Origin of the sequence: Dyadobacter chenhuakuii, assembly GCF_023821985.2 — a bacterium.
Classification (GTDB): domain Bacteria; phylum Bacteroidota; class Bacteroidia; order Cytophagales; family Spirosomataceae; genus Dyadobacter; species Dyadobacter chenhuakuii.
On sequence record NZ_CP098805.1, the window covers coordinates 2,727,399 to 2,745,495 of the forward strand.

Annotated in this window: 17 protein-coding genes; 5 read left to right on the forward strand and 12 right to left on the reverse strand. The window is 48.7% G+C overall.

Going from position 1 to position 18,097, the window contains the following annotated elements:
• The first annotated feature begins 21 nt into the window (after window positions 1-21).
• On the forward strand, window positions 22-1,566 hold the full coding sequence (locus NFI80_RS11270; RefSeq protein ID WP_235158452.1) for an FAD-dependent oxidoreductase: 1,545 nt from the start codon (window positions 22-24) through the stop codon (window positions 1,564-1,566).
• A gap of 36 nt (window positions 1,567-1,602) precedes the next feature.
• Here the strand turns inward: NFI80_RS11270 and NFI80_RS11275 are convergent, their stop codons facing one another.
• Genes NFI80_RS11275 through NFI80_RS11285 form a run of 3 tightly spaced genes read right to left on the reverse strand, consistent with a single transcriptional unit; the run spans window position 1,603 to window position 4,406 of the window.
• The gene (locus tag NFI80_RS11275; protein ID WP_235158451.1) at window positions 1,603-2,085 is read right to left on the reverse strand and encodes a CinA family protein; all 483 of its coding nucleotides are present in this window, start codon (window positions 2,083-2,085) and stop codon (window positions 1,603-1,605) included.
• A gap of 16 nt (window positions 2,086-2,101) precedes the next feature.
• On the reverse strand, window positions 2,102-3,427 hold the full coding sequence (locus NFI80_RS11280; RefSeq protein ID WP_235163000.1) for a glycosyltransferase: 1,326 nt from the start codon (window positions 3,425-3,427) through the stop codon (window positions 2,102-2,104).
• Window positions 3,399-4,406, reverse strand: coding sequence for a glycosyltransferase family 4 protein (locus tag NFI80_RS11285; protein WP_235162999.1), 1,008 nt, complete (start codon window positions 4,404-4,406; stop codon window positions 3,399-3,401). The genes NFI80_RS11280 and NFI80_RS11285 overlap by 29 nt, the downstream gene beginning before the upstream one ends.
• 233 nt (window positions 4,407-4,639) lie before the next feature.
• On the opposite strand from NFI80_RS11285, the gene NFI80_RS11290 reads away from it, so the two are divergent.
• The 3 genes from NFI80_RS11290 to NFI80_RS11300 are packed head-to-tail and all read left to right on the forward strand — an operon-like array spanning window position 4,640 to window position 8,321.
• The gene (locus NFI80_RS11290; protein ID WP_235162998.1) at window positions 4,640-6,352 is read left to right on the forward strand and encodes a carbamoyltransferase family protein; all 1,713 of its coding nucleotides are present in this window, start codon (window positions 4,640-4,642) and stop codon (window positions 6,350-6,352) included.
• Window positions 6,352-7,332 carry a glycosyltransferase family 2 protein gene (locus NFI80_RS11295; protein ID WP_235162997.1) on the forward strand — a complete coding sequence of 327 codons (981 nt, stop codon included), beginning with the start codon at window positions 6,352-6,354 and terminating at the stop codon, window positions 7,330-7,332. Before NFI80_RS11290 ends, NFI80_RS11295 begins: the two co-directional genes overlap by 1 nt.
• Window positions 7,329-8,321, forward strand: a complete 993-nt coding sequence (locus NFI80_RS11300) for a glycosyltransferase family 9 protein (protein ID WP_235162996.1) — start codon at window positions 7,329-7,331, stop codon at window positions 8,319-8,321. The genes NFI80_RS11295 and NFI80_RS11300 overlap by 4 nt, the downstream gene beginning before the upstream one ends.
• 9 nt (window positions 8,322-8,330) lie before the next feature.
• Here NFI80_RS11300 and NFI80_RS11305 read toward each other — a convergent pair whose 3' ends face one another.
• From NFI80_RS11305 to NFI80_RS11330, 6 genes are all read right to left on the reverse strand, one after another.
• Complete coding sequence (locus NFI80_RS11305; RefSeq protein WP_235158445.1) at window positions 8,331-8,579, reverse strand: hypothetical protein; 249 nt, start codon at window positions 8,577-8,579, stop codon at window positions 8,331-8,333.
• 31 nt (window positions 8,580-8,610) lie between these two features.
• Entirely contained in the window at window positions 8,611-9,960 is a 1,350-nt protein-coding gene (locus tag NFI80_RS11310; protein WP_310587981.1) for an amine oxidase, read from the reverse strand.
• The gene (locus NFI80_RS11315; protein WP_235162995.1) at window positions 9,947-11,806 is read right to left on the reverse strand and encodes a glycoside hydrolase family 2 protein; all 1,860 of its coding nucleotides are present in this window, start codon (window positions 11,804-11,806) and stop codon (window positions 9,947-9,949) included. The genes NFI80_RS11310 and NFI80_RS11315 overlap by 14 nt, the downstream gene beginning before the upstream one ends.
• Window positions 11,807-11,863: 57 nt before the next feature.
• Complete coding sequence (locus tag NFI80_RS11320) at window positions 11,864-12,940, reverse strand: glycosyltransferase (RefSeq protein ID WP_235162994.1); 1,077 nt, start codon at window positions 12,938-12,940, stop codon at window positions 11,864-11,866.
• A gap of 211 nt (window positions 12,941-13,151) precedes the next feature.
• Window positions 13,152-13,646, reverse strand: a complete 495-nt coding sequence (locus NFI80_RS11325; protein ID WP_235158442.1) for a hypothetical protein — start codon at window positions 13,644-13,646, stop codon at window positions 13,152-13,154.
• A 7-nt stretch (window positions 13,647-13,653) separates the two neighbouring features.
• The gene (locus tag NFI80_RS11330; protein WP_026631009.1) at window positions 13,654-14,811 is read right to left on the reverse strand and encodes a zinc-dependent alcohol dehydrogenase; all 1,158 of its coding nucleotides are present in this window, start codon (window positions 14,809-14,811) and stop codon (window positions 13,654-13,656) included.
• A gap of 153 nt (window positions 14,812-14,964) precedes the next feature.
• Here NFI80_RS11330 and NFI80_RS11335 point away from each other — a divergent pair, with 153 nt between their 5' ends.
• A complete protein-coding gene (locus NFI80_RS11335; RefSeq protein WP_235162993.1) occupies window positions 14,965-15,879 on the forward strand; it encodes an LEA/WHy family protein in 915 nt (304 codons plus the stop codon).
• 133 nt (window positions 15,880-16,012) lie between these two features.
• Here the strand turns inward: NFI80_RS11335 and NFI80_RS11340 are convergent, their stop codons facing one another.
• From NFI80_RS11340 to NFI80_RS11350, 3 genes are all read right to left on the reverse strand, one after another.
• Window positions 16,013-16,609, reverse strand: a complete 597-nt coding sequence (locus NFI80_RS11340; RefSeq protein ID WP_235162992.1) for a hypothetical protein — start codon at window positions 16,607-16,609, stop codon at window positions 16,013-16,015.
• Window positions 16,610-16,688: 79 nt separating this feature from the next.
• Window positions 16,689-17,375, reverse strand: coding sequence for a DUF421 domain-containing protein (locus tag NFI80_RS11345; protein ID WP_235162991.1), 687 nt, complete (start codon window positions 17,373-17,375; stop codon window positions 16,689-16,691).
• Window positions 17,372-18,088, reverse strand: a complete 717-nt coding sequence (locus tag NFI80_RS11350) for a DUF421 domain-containing protein (protein ID WP_235162990.1) — start codon at window positions 18,086-18,088, stop codon at window positions 17,372-17,374. The genes NFI80_RS11345 and NFI80_RS11350 overlap by 4 nt, the downstream gene beginning before the upstream one ends.
• Window positions 18,089-18,097 lie beyond the last annotated feature (9 nt).

Genomic DNA, 18,097 nt, shown 5'->3' on the forward strand with positions numbered 1-18,097 from the left:
CGAAAAAATTAGATTATTGATATGGAAAATAATAATAAAAATACGCGCGACGGACGCAACACAAGCCTTTGGCAAAAAAATACATCCGGTGCAGCAGCCTCTGATGGGCTCGACACTTCCAGGACATTTGACGCACTCATTGTAGGTGCGGGAATTACGGGAGTAACAACGGCTTTACTCTTACAGAAGGCCGGGCGGAGTTGCATCCTGGTGGACGCGCACAATCCCGGATATGGCACAACCGGAGGCACCACGGCACACATTAATACATTTGCAGACACCACTTTTGCAGAAGTAGAAAGCAAATTCAGCGAAGAGGCTGCCAAACAATTCGCGGATTCCATCGCCGGGTCCGTACGCCTGATCCATGAGCATGTTGAAACTTACGAGATCGACTGCGATTTCGAATGGAAAAAAGGATATGTGTATTCGCAAACGGAGAAAGAAACCAAGGAGCTGGATGATATTTTCGACAGCTCGCTACGGGCTGGTGTGAAAGTGGAAATTACCAACGAAGTCCCCGTAAACGCCGAGTTTCAAAAAGCCATTGTATTCGAAAACCAGGCACAATTCCACCCGCTCAAATACATCCAGGGCCTTCTTTCGGAGTTCGAAAAGCTGGGTGGTGTCACATTGGGGAATACGCTGATCGATGATATTAAAACAGAAGATGGTGTTCACATTGCCTCAGCAACGTCGCGGGAAATTAAGGCGAAAACGGTTGTATATGCCACCCACATTCCGCCGGGCGGAGTTAATGTGCTCCATTTCCGGAATGCGCCTTATCGCAGTTACGTTATAGCAGCTACGCTTACCAACGACGAATATCCTGAGGATCTGGTCTATGATATGCAAGAGCCTTACCACTATTTCAGGACGCATGAAATTGATGGACAAAAGTATCTGATAGCGGGAGGTCATGACCATAAAACGGGCCACGGTGACCCGGAACAGTCATTTACTGACCTGATCAATTTTACAAAACAATGTTATCCCGTCAAAGACATTTACACCCAGTGGTCGGCACAGTATTATGTTCCGGCGGATGGGTTGCCTTACATTGGCAAGTCGCCCGGAGCCTCGGACGGCATTTATACAGCCACGGGCTTTAATGGAAATGGTATGATCCTGGGAACAGTTTCGGCGATGGTTCTTTCCGATATTATTTTAAATGGAAAAAGCGAATACGAAGACCTGTACAATCCGGCAAGAATTAAGCCGATCGCTGGTTTTACAGAGGTCATCAAAGAAAATGCCGATGTCGTGGGCCGCTTTATAGGCGACCGCTTTGGCGTGCAAGAAATCGATTCAGTTGCCCAACTACCGGATGATTCAGGTGAAATTGTTGAACTGGACGGTCAGAAGCTGGCCATTTACAAAGATCCAACGGGCAAGGTCCAAGCGCTTGATCCCGTGTGTACACATACCCATTGCATTGTGAACTGGAATAATGCTGAAAAAAGCTGGGACTGCCCCTGCCACGGAGCGCGCTTTGATACGGACGGGACCGTACTAACAGGACCGGCCAGAAGAAATCTCCAGCCGGTCAACATTGGGGTAAAATGATATTAGTAATAATTATGAGTATGGTTTAGATCATACTCATAATTGTTCCAGTTCGTGGATAACTGTCTTTGCGGCCAGGTCTGCTGCCAGCAGCACTATTTCTTCCGGAGAGCCTTCAAAAACTTCCCTTGCAGCAATAGAACGTTCGTTCAGGAACATGTGAATGAAAATGGTGCCCACCGGCTTTTGTTCCGTTTCGCTCCCACCCGGTGTGGTCAGCCCGGTAACAGCAACCTGGACATCTGATTTGATCAGGTTTTTCAGGCGCAAGGCCAGCTCTTTGGTAACTTCCCCGGATTCTGGAGTGAATTCTTCTATAAAAGCCGGATCCATCCCTAACACGTCCACTTTTACTTCCGCATCATAACACACAAGTCCGCCTTTGAGGACACTGCCGGAATTTTCCGTCAGTGAAAACTCCGCGGCTAGCCGGCCCGCCGTCGCACTTTCGGCGAAGGCAATGGTCAGTCCTTTTTCGTTTAAAATTTTACTACAATCAATAATCAGTTGTGAAGGCATATTTTCAATGGTTTAATCAGGAAACTGCATAGTTTGCGGCCGGTAGTCCGTATAGACGAGCCCGTTTTCTTTGCGCTCTCTTATAATGAAAAAGATATACAGGCTTCTTGGCAGAAACAACATTCAGTTTGCAATATAGCTGATGCGCTTTTTCTGCGACATAAGCCCAGGTAAAATTCTCATTCACCCGTTTCAAGGCATTATTACACAAGGCCTGATACTTTTCAGGGCATGACAATCCTTCCAAAAGGGCATCGGCAAGTGCCTTAGGATTGTGCGGAGGGACCAGAAAGCCCGTTTTTTTATCTAACACTGTAAACTTGATGCCGCCAACATCGGAGCCTATGACAGGTGTGCCGCAAGCCATAGCTTCCAGGGGTGTTATGCCAAATGGTTCATACCAGGGTGTTGAAATGAAGAAATCGGCTGCCTGATAATAGTAGCGGAGTTGCTGCCTGTTCCGTCGTCCTACGAACTCCACAGCGCCGGAAACTTCCTCTACTTCTGCCACTTCTTTGAGGCGTTTGAGTTCCGGATCATTCACAAAGTCAGGCTTCTCATCCGCACCGCCTACCACAAGCAGTTTGATCCTCGGAATATGTTTCAGGAACCGGATGGCGCGGATTACATTGTCAATGCCTTTGCGGGGTACAACCCTGCCCAGTTGCAGCAGCACCACATCATCTTTTTCAAGGCCGAGCTTACGTCTGGCTTTTTCTTTGGGATACGGATAAAATTCCTCGGAACTGAACCCGCACGGAATGATCGTTATGCGCGAAGGGTCAGCATTATAATGTTCTATCAGATCCTGTTTGTCCTGAGGGCACTCGGCGATGACGAAATCGGCGTCGTCTACAAGCATCTGCTCAATGTCCATCCGGGCGGCAGGAAATGCATCCTTGTCTTTCTGATGGATCATACGGATCTTACCTAAGGCATGGAAAGTGATTACATAAGGAATATCCAGTTGTTTTTTAACTTCGGAAGCCACAAGGCCGGACATGAAAAAATTAGCATGTACGAGATCATACTGGAACTCCTGCTGGTTGATAAACCGGATCATGCTTTGGGTAAATTCATCCATATACCCCAGCAGCATTTCCTTAGGCACTTCCTGCGCAGGCCCCGCATCCATGTGAATAACGCGGATATCAGGAAGCCAGTGAACGATCTGAGACAAATGTTCATCGTCTCTCCGCGTAAAAATGTCAATCACATAACCCAGTTTAGCCAGACATTTGCATAGTTCGGCCACGTATACATTCTGGCCTCCACTATCCACTCCGCCCAGGGTTGCCAGCGGCGAAGCGTGCTCACTGATAAATGCTATTCTTTTTGTCATGATTGTGGATCGTTAGTTGGATCGTTTGTCTGAAGGTACTTTCCCAATCACTGGTAAACCTGTTAATGTCAAATTTTTCCTGCGCCGTCTGTTTCGCTTTGGCGCCCATATCCGCAGCCCTTGCAGGATCGGCTATGAGCGAATTCATCTTATCAATTAGATTTCCAATGTTGGTATCAATAAATCCGGATTCGCCATCCTTGATCACGGTCACATATTCCGTGGTAGCAAGCGCAACAACGGGCATACCGGTCATCATGGCTTCACACACTGCCAGACCGAAGCTCGTATACCGGATAGGGTTAAAGAAAAATCGGTAATGGCTGATAAATTCGGGAAGTTGCGGGTTCAGCACCTCGCCTAACCCACCGGATTCTGATGTCCCCATGCCGATCAGGTCCAGGGGCACATGCTTTCTCACTTCATCAAAAACATCCCAACCGGTGATCCGCCCCCGCTGTTGTATATGGTTGATCACCACAATGCCCCGGGGGATATCTCCCTGATAAGCAACCTGCGGGATGCACACTCCGTGCTCAATTACCCGCACATTGGGAATTCCGGTGCTGTCCCACATCAGCTTATTGAAATGCGTCACATGCACAAGCGTCACCTGCGGATCCGACATGACGTGCCGCGTGTTGGTGGGATGCTTTTCCGGTGTGTTATGCTCCACGTATACGCGCGGAAGTTGTTTCTGCCAGTCGGCAAGAACCTCATGCTGATCAATCAGGAAGTTACGTTCGGACTGAAAAAGGATGCAGTCAAACTGCATGTTCCTGACTTCCACTGCCGGCACTTCAATCACATTCGGACCAAAAGGAAACGTTTCTCCCCTACCGTAATAGCCTTCACTCTTGCGTTCAGTAACGGGGATGTAAATGTCATAATCACCTTGCGATAAGTAGTACAGATAGCTTCCGTGAATGTGCCAGGTAAAGATTTTTAACCTTCCATTTGTCGTGTTGATTTGATGCATAGGTCAGCGAATTTGGATGAGGACAGAACGGCGTTATAAAAACAATGCCATCCAGCACAAAACGCTTCCCTAATTATCAGTGAGTTATGAAACCTGCTCATTGTCAGGACGAAACGATTTCAGGATTTTTATCAACATTTTAGAATCCCGGATTTACAAGCAATAAGTTCCACACTTCTTGCTGGCACCAAACTTGTAAGCAACCCGCTGCATTTTAAACCAGACCACTGCTTATGTATATCCTTGGAATCAATGCTGCGTTTCACGATACCGCCGCAGCACTCGTAAAGGACGGCAAGATCATTGCTGCCGCCGAAGAAGAGCGTTTTACGCATATCAAGCACGGGAAACGGCCTGTTCCTTTCTCCACGTGGGAGCTTCCGTTTCATGCCATTGATTATTGTCTCAAAACAGCGGGCATTACCATGAAGGACGTGGACCACATTGCGTATTCATTTGATCCGGATGGCGTAAGCGAAGCAGCTGTATACGAAGACGACCTGCTTTCCGGCTCTGATGTGCTGGAAGCTGCGGATGTATACAATGGCTGGGATACATTATTTCTCAATTACATACGTAAAGCACCCGATCAGCTACGGGACGGTTATCCGCACCATCTGCAAAAACGATTTGCGGATGCAGGCGATTTAAATGCAAAATGGACATTCATCAACCATCATAATGCGCATGCGGCCAGCGCTTTCTTCCCGTCTCCTTATGAAGAAGCAGCCGTGCTGACTTTGGACGGACGCGGTGAGAAGGCAACGACAGGCTACTTTTTAGGACAAGGAAATAAAATTACACAGCTGGCGACGGTGGACATGCCGCACTCGCTGGGTATGTTATATGAAAAAATTACAACCTATCTGGGCTTTTTGCATTCATCCGATGAATACAAGGTCATGGCCCTTGCCTCCTATGGTAAGCCGGTGTTTATAGAAGATTTCCGTTCCGTGATCCACATTGAGGACAACGGACAATATACCATTGATGAATTCGACCCGGAACAATGGTGGGGACCGGGCCGGAAAAAAGACGATCCTTTCGAGCAGCTGCACCATGACATTGCACACTCCCTGCAAAAAGCGTTGGAGGAAACTGTGCTGAAACTGGTTCGCTGGCTGCACGAACAAACCAACTCGGAAAACCTGTGCATGGCAGGCGGCGTAGCGCTGAACTGCGTAATGAATGCAGTGATCCGGGATCACGGCCCGTTCAAAAATGTATGGGTGCAACCGGCAGCAGGCGATGCAGGCACAGCATTGGGCGCGGCGCAGTGGCTGGACGTAGCGTTGAACGCGCAAGGCGATATGCGCTATACAGCCGAAATGAACCACGTTTACTGGGGACCTGACTATACCGATGATGAGATAGAAAAATTCATGATATGGGCAAAGATGCCTTATAAGAGACTGTATAATGTCGCCAGCGAAACGGCTGCTATCCTGGCTGAGGACAAGATTATTGCCTGGTACCAGGGCCGTATGGAATTTGGTCCGCGCTCGCTGGGAAGCAGGTCTATCCTGGCGTCACCAATCCACCCGGATATGCAGGCCAGGCTTAACGATATCAAGGACCGGGAAGATTTCCGCCCTGTTGCTCCTGTGGTTTTGGAGGAAGATGCCCCTGAATGGTTTGAAGACGCAACCGTGTCTCCCTTCATGCTTTTTGTATATCCAGTTAAAGATGATAAAGCGGACCGCATCCCGGCGGTGCGTCATACGGATGGAACGGCACGCGTGCAGACCATTAATGCACAGCAGCATCCGTTATATTATGAGCTCATCCGGGAGTTCAAGGCAAAAACGGGCGTGCCTGTTCTTGTAAATACATCATTCAATACGCGCGGCGAACCTATTGTTTGCTCTCCGCGGGATGCCATCGAATGTTTCTGGACATCACCATTCGACGCCCTGATCATCAATTCTTTCATCCTCGAAAAATAATGGCAGACCTGATTAGTGTAGTGATCCCAACTTATCGGCGACCCACACTTTTGCGCAAGTGCCTCGAAGCCATAGCCCTGCAAACGTGCAGAGGCTTTGCCTTCGAGGTTATTGTGGTTTCCGACGGGCCCGATCCGGCCACGGCATTACTCATTGAGCGTATCAGGGCCGAGCAGCCTCATTTATCCATCTCATTTCTTCCCCTTGAAAGAAAAAGTGGCCCCGCGGCTGCCCGGAATTCCGGCTGGAAAAACAGCAAGGGTTCATTGATCGCATTTACGGACGATGACTGCATTCCCGCACCGGGCTGGCTGCAAGGGTTCTGGCAGCAATATAAAAATGAGGTCTTACCAGCGATGGCATTCACAGGACAAGTTGAAGTTCCGGTTCCTGAACGGCCCACGGATTATCAGAAAAATGTCTCACATCTGGCTACCGCCGAGTTTATTACGGCAAACTGCGCTTGTACCAGAGCCGCATTGGAGCAGGTTAACGGGTTTGATGAATCTTTTCCCGCAGCCTGGCGTGAAGATTCTGATCTGCAATTCAAGTTTTTGAAAAATAAAATACCCATTATCAAGGTGCACGAAGCGCTGGTATGCCATCCTGTGCGCGAGGCGGGCTGGGGATCGAGCATTCGCGACCAGGAAAAAAGTATGTTCAATGCCCTGCTGTTCAAAAAGCACCCCGACCTTTACAGGACCAGGATCGCCAGCGGGCCGGTGTGGAATTATTATATTATTATCGTGTCGACCCTAGTTGCCATTATTGGATTGCTGGCAGGCAATAAATGGATTGCGGCCATTGCGATTGGGATCTGGCTCATTTCAGTAGCGCGTTTTACCCTGAAACGCCTGAGAGGTACAGATTTAAGTTGGTCGCACCGGTTGGAAATGATCGTTACTTCGTTTCTGATCCCCTACCTTTCTGTATATTGGACATTGCGCGGAGCCATGCGTTATAAAGTTTTTTTCCTATGAAATTCTCTCCTGATACCACACATAAGATCGCCGTTTTCAGGGCGTTGCAATTGGGCGATATGCTTTGCACGGTTCCAGCATTACGGGCGCTTCGCAACAGCTATCCCGACGCCGAAATAACATTGCTGGGCTTGCCCTGGGCCGCATCTTTCAGCGAGCGGTTTTCTGATTATATCGATCGTTTCCTTCATTTCCCCGGCTACCACGGCTTACCGGAGCAGCCGTTTGACGAAGCGGCCTGGGATGCTTTTCTGGTGCAGATAAAAGCCGAGCGTTTCGACCTTATTCTGCAAATGCAGGGAAACGGGAACATTGTCAATGAAATGCTGGAGAATTTAGACGCCGGGCCGGTCGCGGGCTTTCATAGTGCTGGTAATCACAGAAATGAAGCACTTTTTCTAGAATATCCCAATGGCATTTCTGAGATTGAGAAACATTTAAAAATGCTGGAAAACCTGGGAATCCCTTCACTGGGCACCGATCTGGAATTCCCGATATCAGCGGCTGAAAGGCGGCACCTGCAGGAATCTGTTTCTATGCCGGATGGTCATTATGTATGTGTGCATCCGGGTTCCCGCGGTGCATGGCGGCAATGGCCTCCCGCACATTTCGCCTGCCTGGCGGACCATTGCGCAGATCAAGGCTATCACATAATCATTACCGGCACAAAGGACGAGGCACCTATTACTGCGCAAGTGATTGCCTTAATGAAACGTCCGGTTTTGGATCTTACCGGTAAAACGGGGCTGGGAGAAATTGCCGCGCTAATCGAAGGGGCAGACCTGCTGATCAGTAACTGCACGGGCGTTTCGCACATTGCGGCCGCCACGCGCACGCGCAGCATTGTTATCAGTATGGACGGAGAGCCCGAACGCTGGGGACCTTTGAATAAATCTCTGCATTATACCATTGACTGGACAAGGGATACATCGTTCGAGAAAGTCCGCATGGCGCTTGACAACCTGCTGAGCAGCATTACGGCACATTGAATGCAATGTTCAGATCTTACCTTTCGCATCCCAGTGATCTTTCAGGATTGCGCCTTGTTTATCTTTAATTAAAACACGCGTAAAACGCTCACCCTTGATCCTGCCATCCGGTGTAAGCTCGCCTATAAAAAGCAGGATAGGGTTTCCCTCCGCATCGGTCTTGAAGCTGATGTCGTAACGCTCAAATTTCCGGGTGATCATTTCCTCCGGTGCGTATTGCTTGCTTAGCACCTTATGCAATTTTTCTCCGATTTTCATAACACAACATTCCTATTTCCCTAAACAACACTTAGTTATAAGACAGACTTTCCGGATCAAAGTCGCTCGTCTTCATTGTCGCCAGATCTTCCGTATTGAAGTCGTTCGTTTTACGATCCGACACATCGCTTGGATCTGTAATATTCAAGTGTATACCGGACTGCTTTTTTGCTTCCAGCGTTTTTGTAATAAGCATTTGTGCCGCCATTAGCGCGTGCTGCGATTCTTCATGCAAAACCCGGCTGTATTTACTCGAAAAATCATTGTCCCAAAGTCCCGAATGATGCCAGATATGGAGATGGTCCCAGTCGGGCCGGTCGATGATGGGATACAAACACACGCCCAGCAACGGCACGCCACGATCCAGCACATCCGCACATTCAGATGCAATCATATTAATCCATAAAGGCCTGTCCTCCTTGGGATGGCTGGTTTCAGATATAATGATTGGCTTGTTATATCGCTCGTATCCGGCCTGCAAAAGATCGGCCAGTGGTTTCCAGCGGGGATCGGGCACAGAATCGTTCCAGCCGAGAAACTGGTATCCGCCTATGATCCATTGGTTGTTATAATAAAAATTAAAGCCAATTACATCCACCAGATCCTCGCTGCCGCCGAGCTCTGGGCATATCCGCCCGCAAAGCATATCAACGGACTGGAACTGCTGCTCATTCTGGGCAGCGGCGGTTGCCAGGTCTTCTAAATCCGGGTCAAAACCCGGTACCATATTCACGAGCGGCTCGGTTGTCACGATCCGGACGAGGCCGCTGCGCTGCTTCATTGCCCTGGCTCCTGCAATGTAGGCCCGCATTAATGCATACTTCAGTTCCCAGCCGTTTTTCGTACAGTAAGGCACCGTTCCGGCCACTTCTCCACCCAGCCAGGAAATAAAACTCACCTCATTGATGGGTGTTACGAGCAATAATTTCCCGGGATTATTTTGTAAATAAAAATCAACAAATGCCTCACAAAGCGCCACAAAACGCGCGGTAAACTTGGGATGGAAAGGGCTCAGATCATCTGGGTAACCAAAATGACAAATGTCCCAGATTTGCTGCACATCGTGCTCGTCAGCCGCATGCATCATTTCCAGCACGGGACTGAAATCATACTCGTAAGGTCTTCTCTCCACGAAACTCCAACGAATCCCTTCGCGCACCGTTGAAATTCCCAGTAACGAAATCCGCGCATAATCCGCCCTGATCAGTTCGAGGTGACCCGTCATTTCGAGCAGGTCGACCCGTTCGCCGCTGTTGTTCAACTGATCGGTGCATTCGAAGCCTGCCATCCAAAATGTCTTGAATGGATTCTCGAAAGTCCTTTTTGATTCAGTCTGGATGTTATTTTCGGTCAGCATTGCTGTTGGTCTAATGTCTGTCATTGCGGTTTATTTCTTGATCCGGGTCGGGCGAGGATGTAAGCAGTCCGGCCGGAACCGTTAGTTCGCCTGTTTCAAAGTCGATCAGTCCGTTGCGTTCATCCTCAATGTTGGTGGCCTGGGTGTAAACGTCTCCCGAAAAGGACCGCTTTCTCAGTTCCTTTTTAAAAAGGCCGATCTGGCTGGCACGTGCAGAATCGTCCACCGGCCCGCCATAGTTTTCAAATCCAAAACCTCCCCATTCACTTACAATCAGCGGCACCTGTTTCCTGTAAAAGAACGGGTCGCCGACAACGAGCGGAAAGGCTGCAACCGAATTGAGATTTCCGGCTGTCAATTCATCGAGCATCCATTTCCAATGATTGAGGTCAGGTGTGTACAAATGCGCGGTCAGCAGATCGGACTTTAATCTTCCCTCAAAGGAAATATGCTGCCAGCCGTCATTATCAACCACTATAAACTGCGGGTAGGCAATCTGCATGAAGTGATACATATCAATGATATATTGCCGCGTATCCACATTCACGGCAATATCCTGGGCTCCCCAGTCTTCATTATACAGGCTCCATATCACTACGGAAGGATGCGTCCCGATCAATGCTAGCATGCGCATCAGCTCGGCTCGGTGATTCTCCCGGCTCTTCTTAGTCGATTGGTGCGGACTGGGAACTTCCACCCACAGCAGTATGCCAATTTTATCGGCCAGTTTATAAATACGTGGGTCTACACCGGCAATATGGATCCTTACCAAGTTACATCCCAGCTCTTTCATAGCCAGCAAATGCTTCTTGATCTGGTCATAGCTGGCATTGCCCGGCTGGTAAAGAATGCCATCCAGGTAAACCGGCAAATTATTGAGATACAGGCGACTGCCCCGGGCCTCAAATTTCCTGAGGCCGAATTTTGTTTCAATTTCAGAAATATCGCCTTTTTCGTCAATGAGCTGCGCCACAAGCCGGTATTGGTTGGGCGTTTCGGGCGACCATAGCAACGCATCCGGCATATCCAGCACCAGCCGCTGCGCCTTCTGTCCTGCTACAAGTACCAGCGGAAATTCATCCTCTGCCACGAGTCTATCATATTTGCCCGATTCGGCACCAAAAACCGACAGCTTGATCTTGTACTGTCCCGGGTCATGAATACGCGTGGTAAGTGTGAACCGCACCAGGTTATCCTCGATAATGCTCACAACACCTACCCTGGATCGCAAACGGTTTCGCTCTACCCTTTCAAGCCATATGCTGCGGACGGCGCCGGTGAATGTCTGGTACCAGATGCCGCCCCGCTTGTAAACATGGGATTCCTGCTTACCACGCGGAATATCAGCGTCCATACTGCTGGTAACACGAACGGTAAGCTTGTTGACCGGCCGAAGCACTTCCAATTCATATGAAAATGAGGTGTACTCACCCATATGGACCTGCTCGCCTTCAATGGTGGATAACAGATGCCCGTTTAACCAGACCCGGGTCTCATAACCGCAGGCACCAAAAGTCAGCTGCAAAATACTGTCTGTATCGTGCTCCGCCAATGCTTCCTGAGAAAGTTCGAATTCCCGTTCGTACCAGACTACAATTTTGTCCGTCCAGGAAGCTACATCCTGCTGGGATGCTGCCAGGTGCTGTTCTACACTTCCGGGCCACTGGGCGGTTTGTGAAAAGTCGTGCCGGACATACCAGCTTTCTGTAATGCCCCGGTCATTCGGATCGACTGCAAATTTCCACTCTCCATCGAGCAGCACATATTCATTCGGCCGGAGCACCGCGCGGGGCAGATCATCCTGAAATGTAAGGTCCTCAACATTCGCTTCCCGGCTTTTGGACGAGCCGTAATTGGTATGGTTTTGCATTGCTGTTATTTTGAATTCCGCGTCGTTTATGTCCACTAATGCGGACTGATACTGTTACTAGCTGGCACTTTTGAGCTCTCTTGTCAGCGCAACCGGCGTTTCCTGCTTTTTGACTGAAAGCATCAACCGCTGCATGGCGCTAAAAGTGTGTTCCCAGGACTTGTCCGCCAGATACTCGTCGACAGACCGCAGCCATTGCGCATTCTCCTGGTTAGTGAGCTCATGCTCAATAGCATTAATAAAAGTATCTGCATCGTGCCCGATACTCACGAGACCCATTTTTGCATATGGAAAAACAACATCACGGATCGCAGTGGACACCACAGGCTTGCCTGCGGCGAGATATTCGGGTGTTTTTGTAGGACTGATAAAACGCGTGGATTCATTCAAAAGGAACGGGATCAATGCTACATTCCATCCTGCCAGATAGGACGGCAGTTCCTGGTAAGTCTTGCATCCCAGATAATGAATGTTATCTGCAACAGGCAGTTCGGCCATATCGATTTTTACAACAGGCCCTATCAGCATCAAATGCCAGTCTGGTCGCTTGCTGGCTATTTCGCGGATAAGCTGCTGATCAAAACGCTCATCGATCACCCCATAAAAGCCAAGTTTTATTCCTTTAACGGAAGCCTGGTCTTCCGGCCCTGCCAGCTGTTTTCTGGCTGCCTGAAAGTGTTGCTTATCAATGCTGCTCGGAAATGGATGAATGTTGTGGTGACTCGCCTTCTTGGCTTCATATAAACTAACTCCGCCCGTAAATACAACATCGGCCTTGGCCAGAAGCTGCTGCTCAACGAATTTAAGGCGCGGTGGCGCAAACTTAAATGCCGAAAGCTCATCCATGCAGTCGTACACGATCAGGCCGGGCGCAAAAGATCTTGAAAACTCGAAGGCAACGGGCGTATAATACCAAAAGACAAAATCAGCGCAGTCGCGCTCCTCGAAGAATGAATCCAGAAGCTTTTTGATCTGCGCGTTGGTCTGCTCCTGTGTGCCGCCGGCCGGGAGATGCGGCACGCAAACCCATAATCCGGGCAGCTTTTTATTAATGTCAAGATATGCCTCCCCGGAAGCATCGAAGAAAGGTTCTTCCAGGAAATAAACGTTCCCATTTTGGGCAAAGCGTGTCATCAAATGTTGAGGCCGCTGAAACACAAAGTCCCACCTGAGGTGGGAAAAACATAGTAGGTCTTTCTGAAGTCTGGTGGTCATAGGAAAACGGTGTCGGATTAAAGAAAAAACTCCCACTTAAATAAGAATTGTGCCAGCCGAAAACGGCGCTATAAAAAAGACCCGCACTGGAATGAGTACGGGTCTGTTTTTGGATTGAAATGCAGGCTTCTTAACTGTCGTCCCGCGAGCGTGACTTCATTAGCAACACGGCCAATGTAATCACCGCTGCACCCGTCAGCACCTTTTTTGCCAACCCTATTTTATTGAACTGCAGCTCGGATTTTAATCCGTGCTCTGCAATCAGGTCCGGTATGTGACCGTTTTTCAGATCTTCGCCGATTCCTTCCATCATGTTGATCCGGTCGGCTACTAAAAGTGCCAGCCAGTGTGTCCAGGTGTTTTCACTGTACCGGAAAGCAAAGCGCCGCAACTGCCCGCTCAGCCCTGTTGGCGGATTGGGTGTGCCAAACACGGCTGTAAGTCCGGGACGCTCGTTGGAATGCAATATTTCTACCAGCGCCGGTTGTTGTGCCGGGCGCTCCCAGATCATCCCTTTGTTATCGTTTTCGTTTCGTTTTTTTATCGGATAGTTCGGCACGTCCAATGGGTCCGCGTCAATGCCCCATCCGTTAATGTGGCTGTAATCACTTGCTGTCTTTTTCATATCGAGCTTATTTTCTTGCTGATGGTGGGATAAGAATCGTTTTTATACAGTTGTCCAGTTTCGCGGAAAAAATATGGTAAGCGTCCCCTACTTCTTCCAGCGGAATACGGTGCGTAATGATCCCTTTCGGATCCAGGCGGCCCGCTTGCACGTGCTCGATCAACCTTGGAAGCAATCGTTTCACAGATGCCTGGTTGGCCCTGATCGTGATGCCTTTGTTGACTACATTACCGATCGGGATGAGGTTACCCGTAGGACCGTAAACACCCACAATCGACACAATTCCTCCTTTTTTGACAGCATTAATGGCCCAGTGTAAGGCAGTGGCCGAACCGGCCTGTAACATTAGTTTCCGGCCTGTAATGGTCTGTAATGCATCGCCGGCCGCTTCGCAGCCTACTGCGTCAATACACACATCAGCCCCGATCCAGTCTGTTGTTTTCTTAATAAAAAGCACGGGATCTTCCAGTGAGCGGAAGTTATAGGCTTCGCATTGCGCGTATTGTTTTACAAATTCCAACCTGTACTCAATGTGATCAATAACGATCACCCTTCCTGCACCGAACAGCCATGCCGATTTCGCTGCCATAATGCCTATCGGACCGGCACCGAAGACCACCACCGTATCACCCGGTTTGATACCGGCCATTTCAGCAGCCTGGTAACCTGTGGGAACAACGTCTGTAAGCAAAACTGCATCGTCGTGATCCATGTCTTCGGGGATGAGCGTCGGGCCAAAGTCCGCATACGGAACGCGCACATATTCTGCCTGCCCTCCGTCAAAGCCCCCAGCCGTGTGCGAATAACCGAAGATCCCGCCTACCGCAGTTGCCTCCGGATTGGATTCATGACAGTTACCATACAGCCCCTGCTGGCAGAAAACGCATTTTCCGCACGCAATGTTGAAAGGCACCAGGACGGTATCACCCACTTTCAGGTTTTGAACCGAATCTCCAATTTCTTCAACAACGCCAATAAACTCATGGCCAAATGTCGTGCCCACTCTTGTGTCCGGCACTAATCCGTGATATAAATGCAGGTCTGACCCGCAAATACATGAGCGGGTAACCCGCACGATCGCATCTCCGGAATGCTCAATTTCAGGCATCGGCTTATTCCGGTCTGCTCTTACGCGGTAAGGTCCGCGGTAATTCATTGCTAACATAGTATTTTCTTTAGTTAGTGATGATTAATATTCCTGTTGAAGCGCGCCTTACTAAAAAACCATTCCTCAGAAGATTAGTTATATGCACCCTAAATCCGCAATGGCACAAAAATTATAGCCCGCGGGGATAAATTGTTATCTAAACTCATGCATATGCGGGTCAATAAATGGTTAATCGTTTTGCTGGTATTGCTTGTACTGGCTGGGGTTGGGATCTGGTGGTGGAAGTCGCCTTCTTCGGAAAACGCGAAAGAAAAGGCGGCAGATAAGGTGATGCCTACAATCGGCGTGGCTTCAACAAATATCACGGACATTGATGCCGAGCGGATCAAAATGCAAAGCAAGGTCATACTTCATAATCCCCTTCCTGTCGACATTAAAACAAGCCGGCTCAATTACGTCGTGTATATCGATTCCGTGAAGGTGATTGAGGATGCTTATGAGAAACCTATCAACATCCGTTCATCTGACAGCACCACGCTTACCATGCCTATGGAGCTGCTGGTAAAGCCAATGGCCCGGGTACTCAAATATTTTGATGACAATAAGATTGACAGTGCGGACTATCAGATGAAAGCTTCGTTTGAGGTGGATGTTCCTATTGCCGGTGACCGCGAATTCACCATGAAAGTCTCGAAGCGACTCCCTGCTTTGCGAATACCCAAAGTAAAAATCAATCATGTGGATTTGAATGCACTTGCGCTGAAAAGCAAAGGCATGGATATCGAAGTGGCAGTGTTTAATCCGAATTTATTTCCGCTGAAATTAAGTGATGGGAAATTTGAGTTTAGCGTGGAAGACGCGCTTCAGATGAACGGAGTTTTGGAAAAAACCATTTCAATTCCGGCAAAAGGAAGCCAGAACATTTCTGTGCACGCACAGTTAACTGACGGCAATATGCTGAAAACCGGCTGGAAAATGCTGACAGACAAAAAGGATACGCAGTTTGCCTGCAAGTTTGCGGGCACGATCGATTCTGAAAACAAGATGCTCAACAAAAGTAAAATGGTTACAACCATCACCGGCACGCTCGATGAAATCATGAATGCTGTAAAGAAGGCTGACTAATGCTAAACTTTTGATAGAAAGATAAATGCGACGGTTGGGCTCAAAAGAAAAGCCGGAATGTTCCGGCTTTATAGATTCCCCAATATTGGCATTAATCTGCCCAGTTTAACTCCCTCATGCATTGCACCTTACGTTATCTCAGCAAGGCTAGCAACCGGTGCATATCGTCCATTTCACCGCTTTTTTGACTGATGGCAGTTTTAATGATATCGTCCAGCCTGTTGTTGAATTCTGCAAATGCTGTTTGCAAAGATTCATAACAGCGTTGCAGACCTGCCGCATATTCCTGGTGCGCTGCCAATGTCTTTTTTGGATACTTTTCATAATCCATATATTCGACACTGATATGCTGGCTTACAGTATCTGCCTGCCATTCCCCTATCGGCGCCGGCACGTCTATAGGCGGGCGACATCCCAGGAGATAGGTTTGTCCGTTAAAGGCATAATGAACGATCAGGACAGAAACCTTAACCTTTGCTTTATTATTTCGTCCTGGCTGGTAAACCGAAACAGGATAAATCCTTTCACACATTTCCTGCCGCCCGTTGAGAAAATCTAACTGGGGCAATTTCAGCTCCTGATCGTTTTTCAGACCGCTAATGTGCATTTCTATTTGCTCCGGCGCGAAATAAGCGTCAGGCCATTCGCTTATCAGGTCGTTAACCTCGTTTGTTTTCTTTAAAAATAGCGAGTCGAGGTCATATTGGTCAAATAAATGTATGGTTTTCATGGACAAGGCTAGGATGTTTCTTTTTGCTATCATTAAAAAATCAGTGCCCATTGTCCGCTTTTCAGATGATTTTGCAAATCTATTTTACTGCATAAATAAAGGCGTCGCTGCTACAGTTCGTGCATTTCTGATCGGTTGCATTGTCAACGGCCGCATTGCCGCATTGCTCACAAACGTACTCATCCGCTGCTTCGCTGATCTCATACTGATATTCCTTGTCCCAGATAGGCAAAATAGGCAGCCCGGGCACCTGATCGTATCTTCGCATTAACGTGAAAGTGCCACCGGCTTCAAAATAAAGTCTTTTTACCTCCCCCAGATGCCGGATACCTTTACTGCGAAGCTGCGCAAATGCTCTTTCCCGGGTTATACCCACCTTTTTCATGTTATGCAAATTCAGATGTGAATCCTCAATAAGCGGTGTGATATCGCCCTGTGTAACCGTTTCCAGCCTTTCATTTCTGGTGGCAAGCTTGGCAATCAACTGCTGAACAGATACGACGATTACCGCAATGACCACAGCTGCAAGAATGCCGCGATCGGGTGATTGCAGCGGTACACCGATGGCGGCAGCAAGGGATACCATCGCTACCATTTCATTACGGCTGAGCTGTGAGGCCATTCTTTTGCCCATAAGCCGCATCGAGACCATGAGGATGAGATAGATAACAGCAATGCGTAACACTACTTCCAGGTAAAATTCAGGAGGAACGTCGCCTATGAATATTCGTTGCCAATCATTGATATGGATGTCTTCTGGTTTCATGAATCGGCAAGTTGGGATTTTACGGAAATGGTGGCGGAGATCCAGGTTTTAGCGGTGCAGATCTTGCAAGCCTCGTCTTCATCCGCGGAATTTGTAACGTTACCGCAGGTGGCACATGCGCGGGAATTTTCTACCATTTCCTGGGCGTAACCGTTCACAGCATCATCGGTTGGAGGAAAAATAGGAAGGCCTGCGGCAGGCTCCTTGGTTTTGTAAATACTAAAAATGCCGCAGGCTTCTAAGTATACGCGCCCCGTATCTCCCAGGTTATAGACATTCTCACTTCTTAAAGCGGAAAACAGCTGCTGCCGCGATACCTTTGCAGCGGCCATCTGATCGAGCTGAATACGGCCATCCTTAACAAGAAGCTGCGTTTCTCCCTGGCTTATTTTTTCAAATGCCGGGCTCTTCGTCTCCGTGAGGTTCAGGCCGCGTTGAAAGATCAATGCGCAGATCAGGATCAGGATACCCATCAGCACGCCCAGCTGCGGGATCTGCATGGCAGGTGAGACGATCGCACCGAGCGTGACCATAACGGCCAGCTCGGATACCGTCAACTGACCACCCATGCGCTTACCCATCAGCCTCACAATGATGAGCAAAGCAATATAAATGATGAATGTCCGTACAAAAACTTCCACAAGGAATTCAGGCGGCGCTTCCCCAAACAATATCCTTTGCCAGTCCCAGGGCTGTATGTCTTCTTTTTTCATTATTTCAAA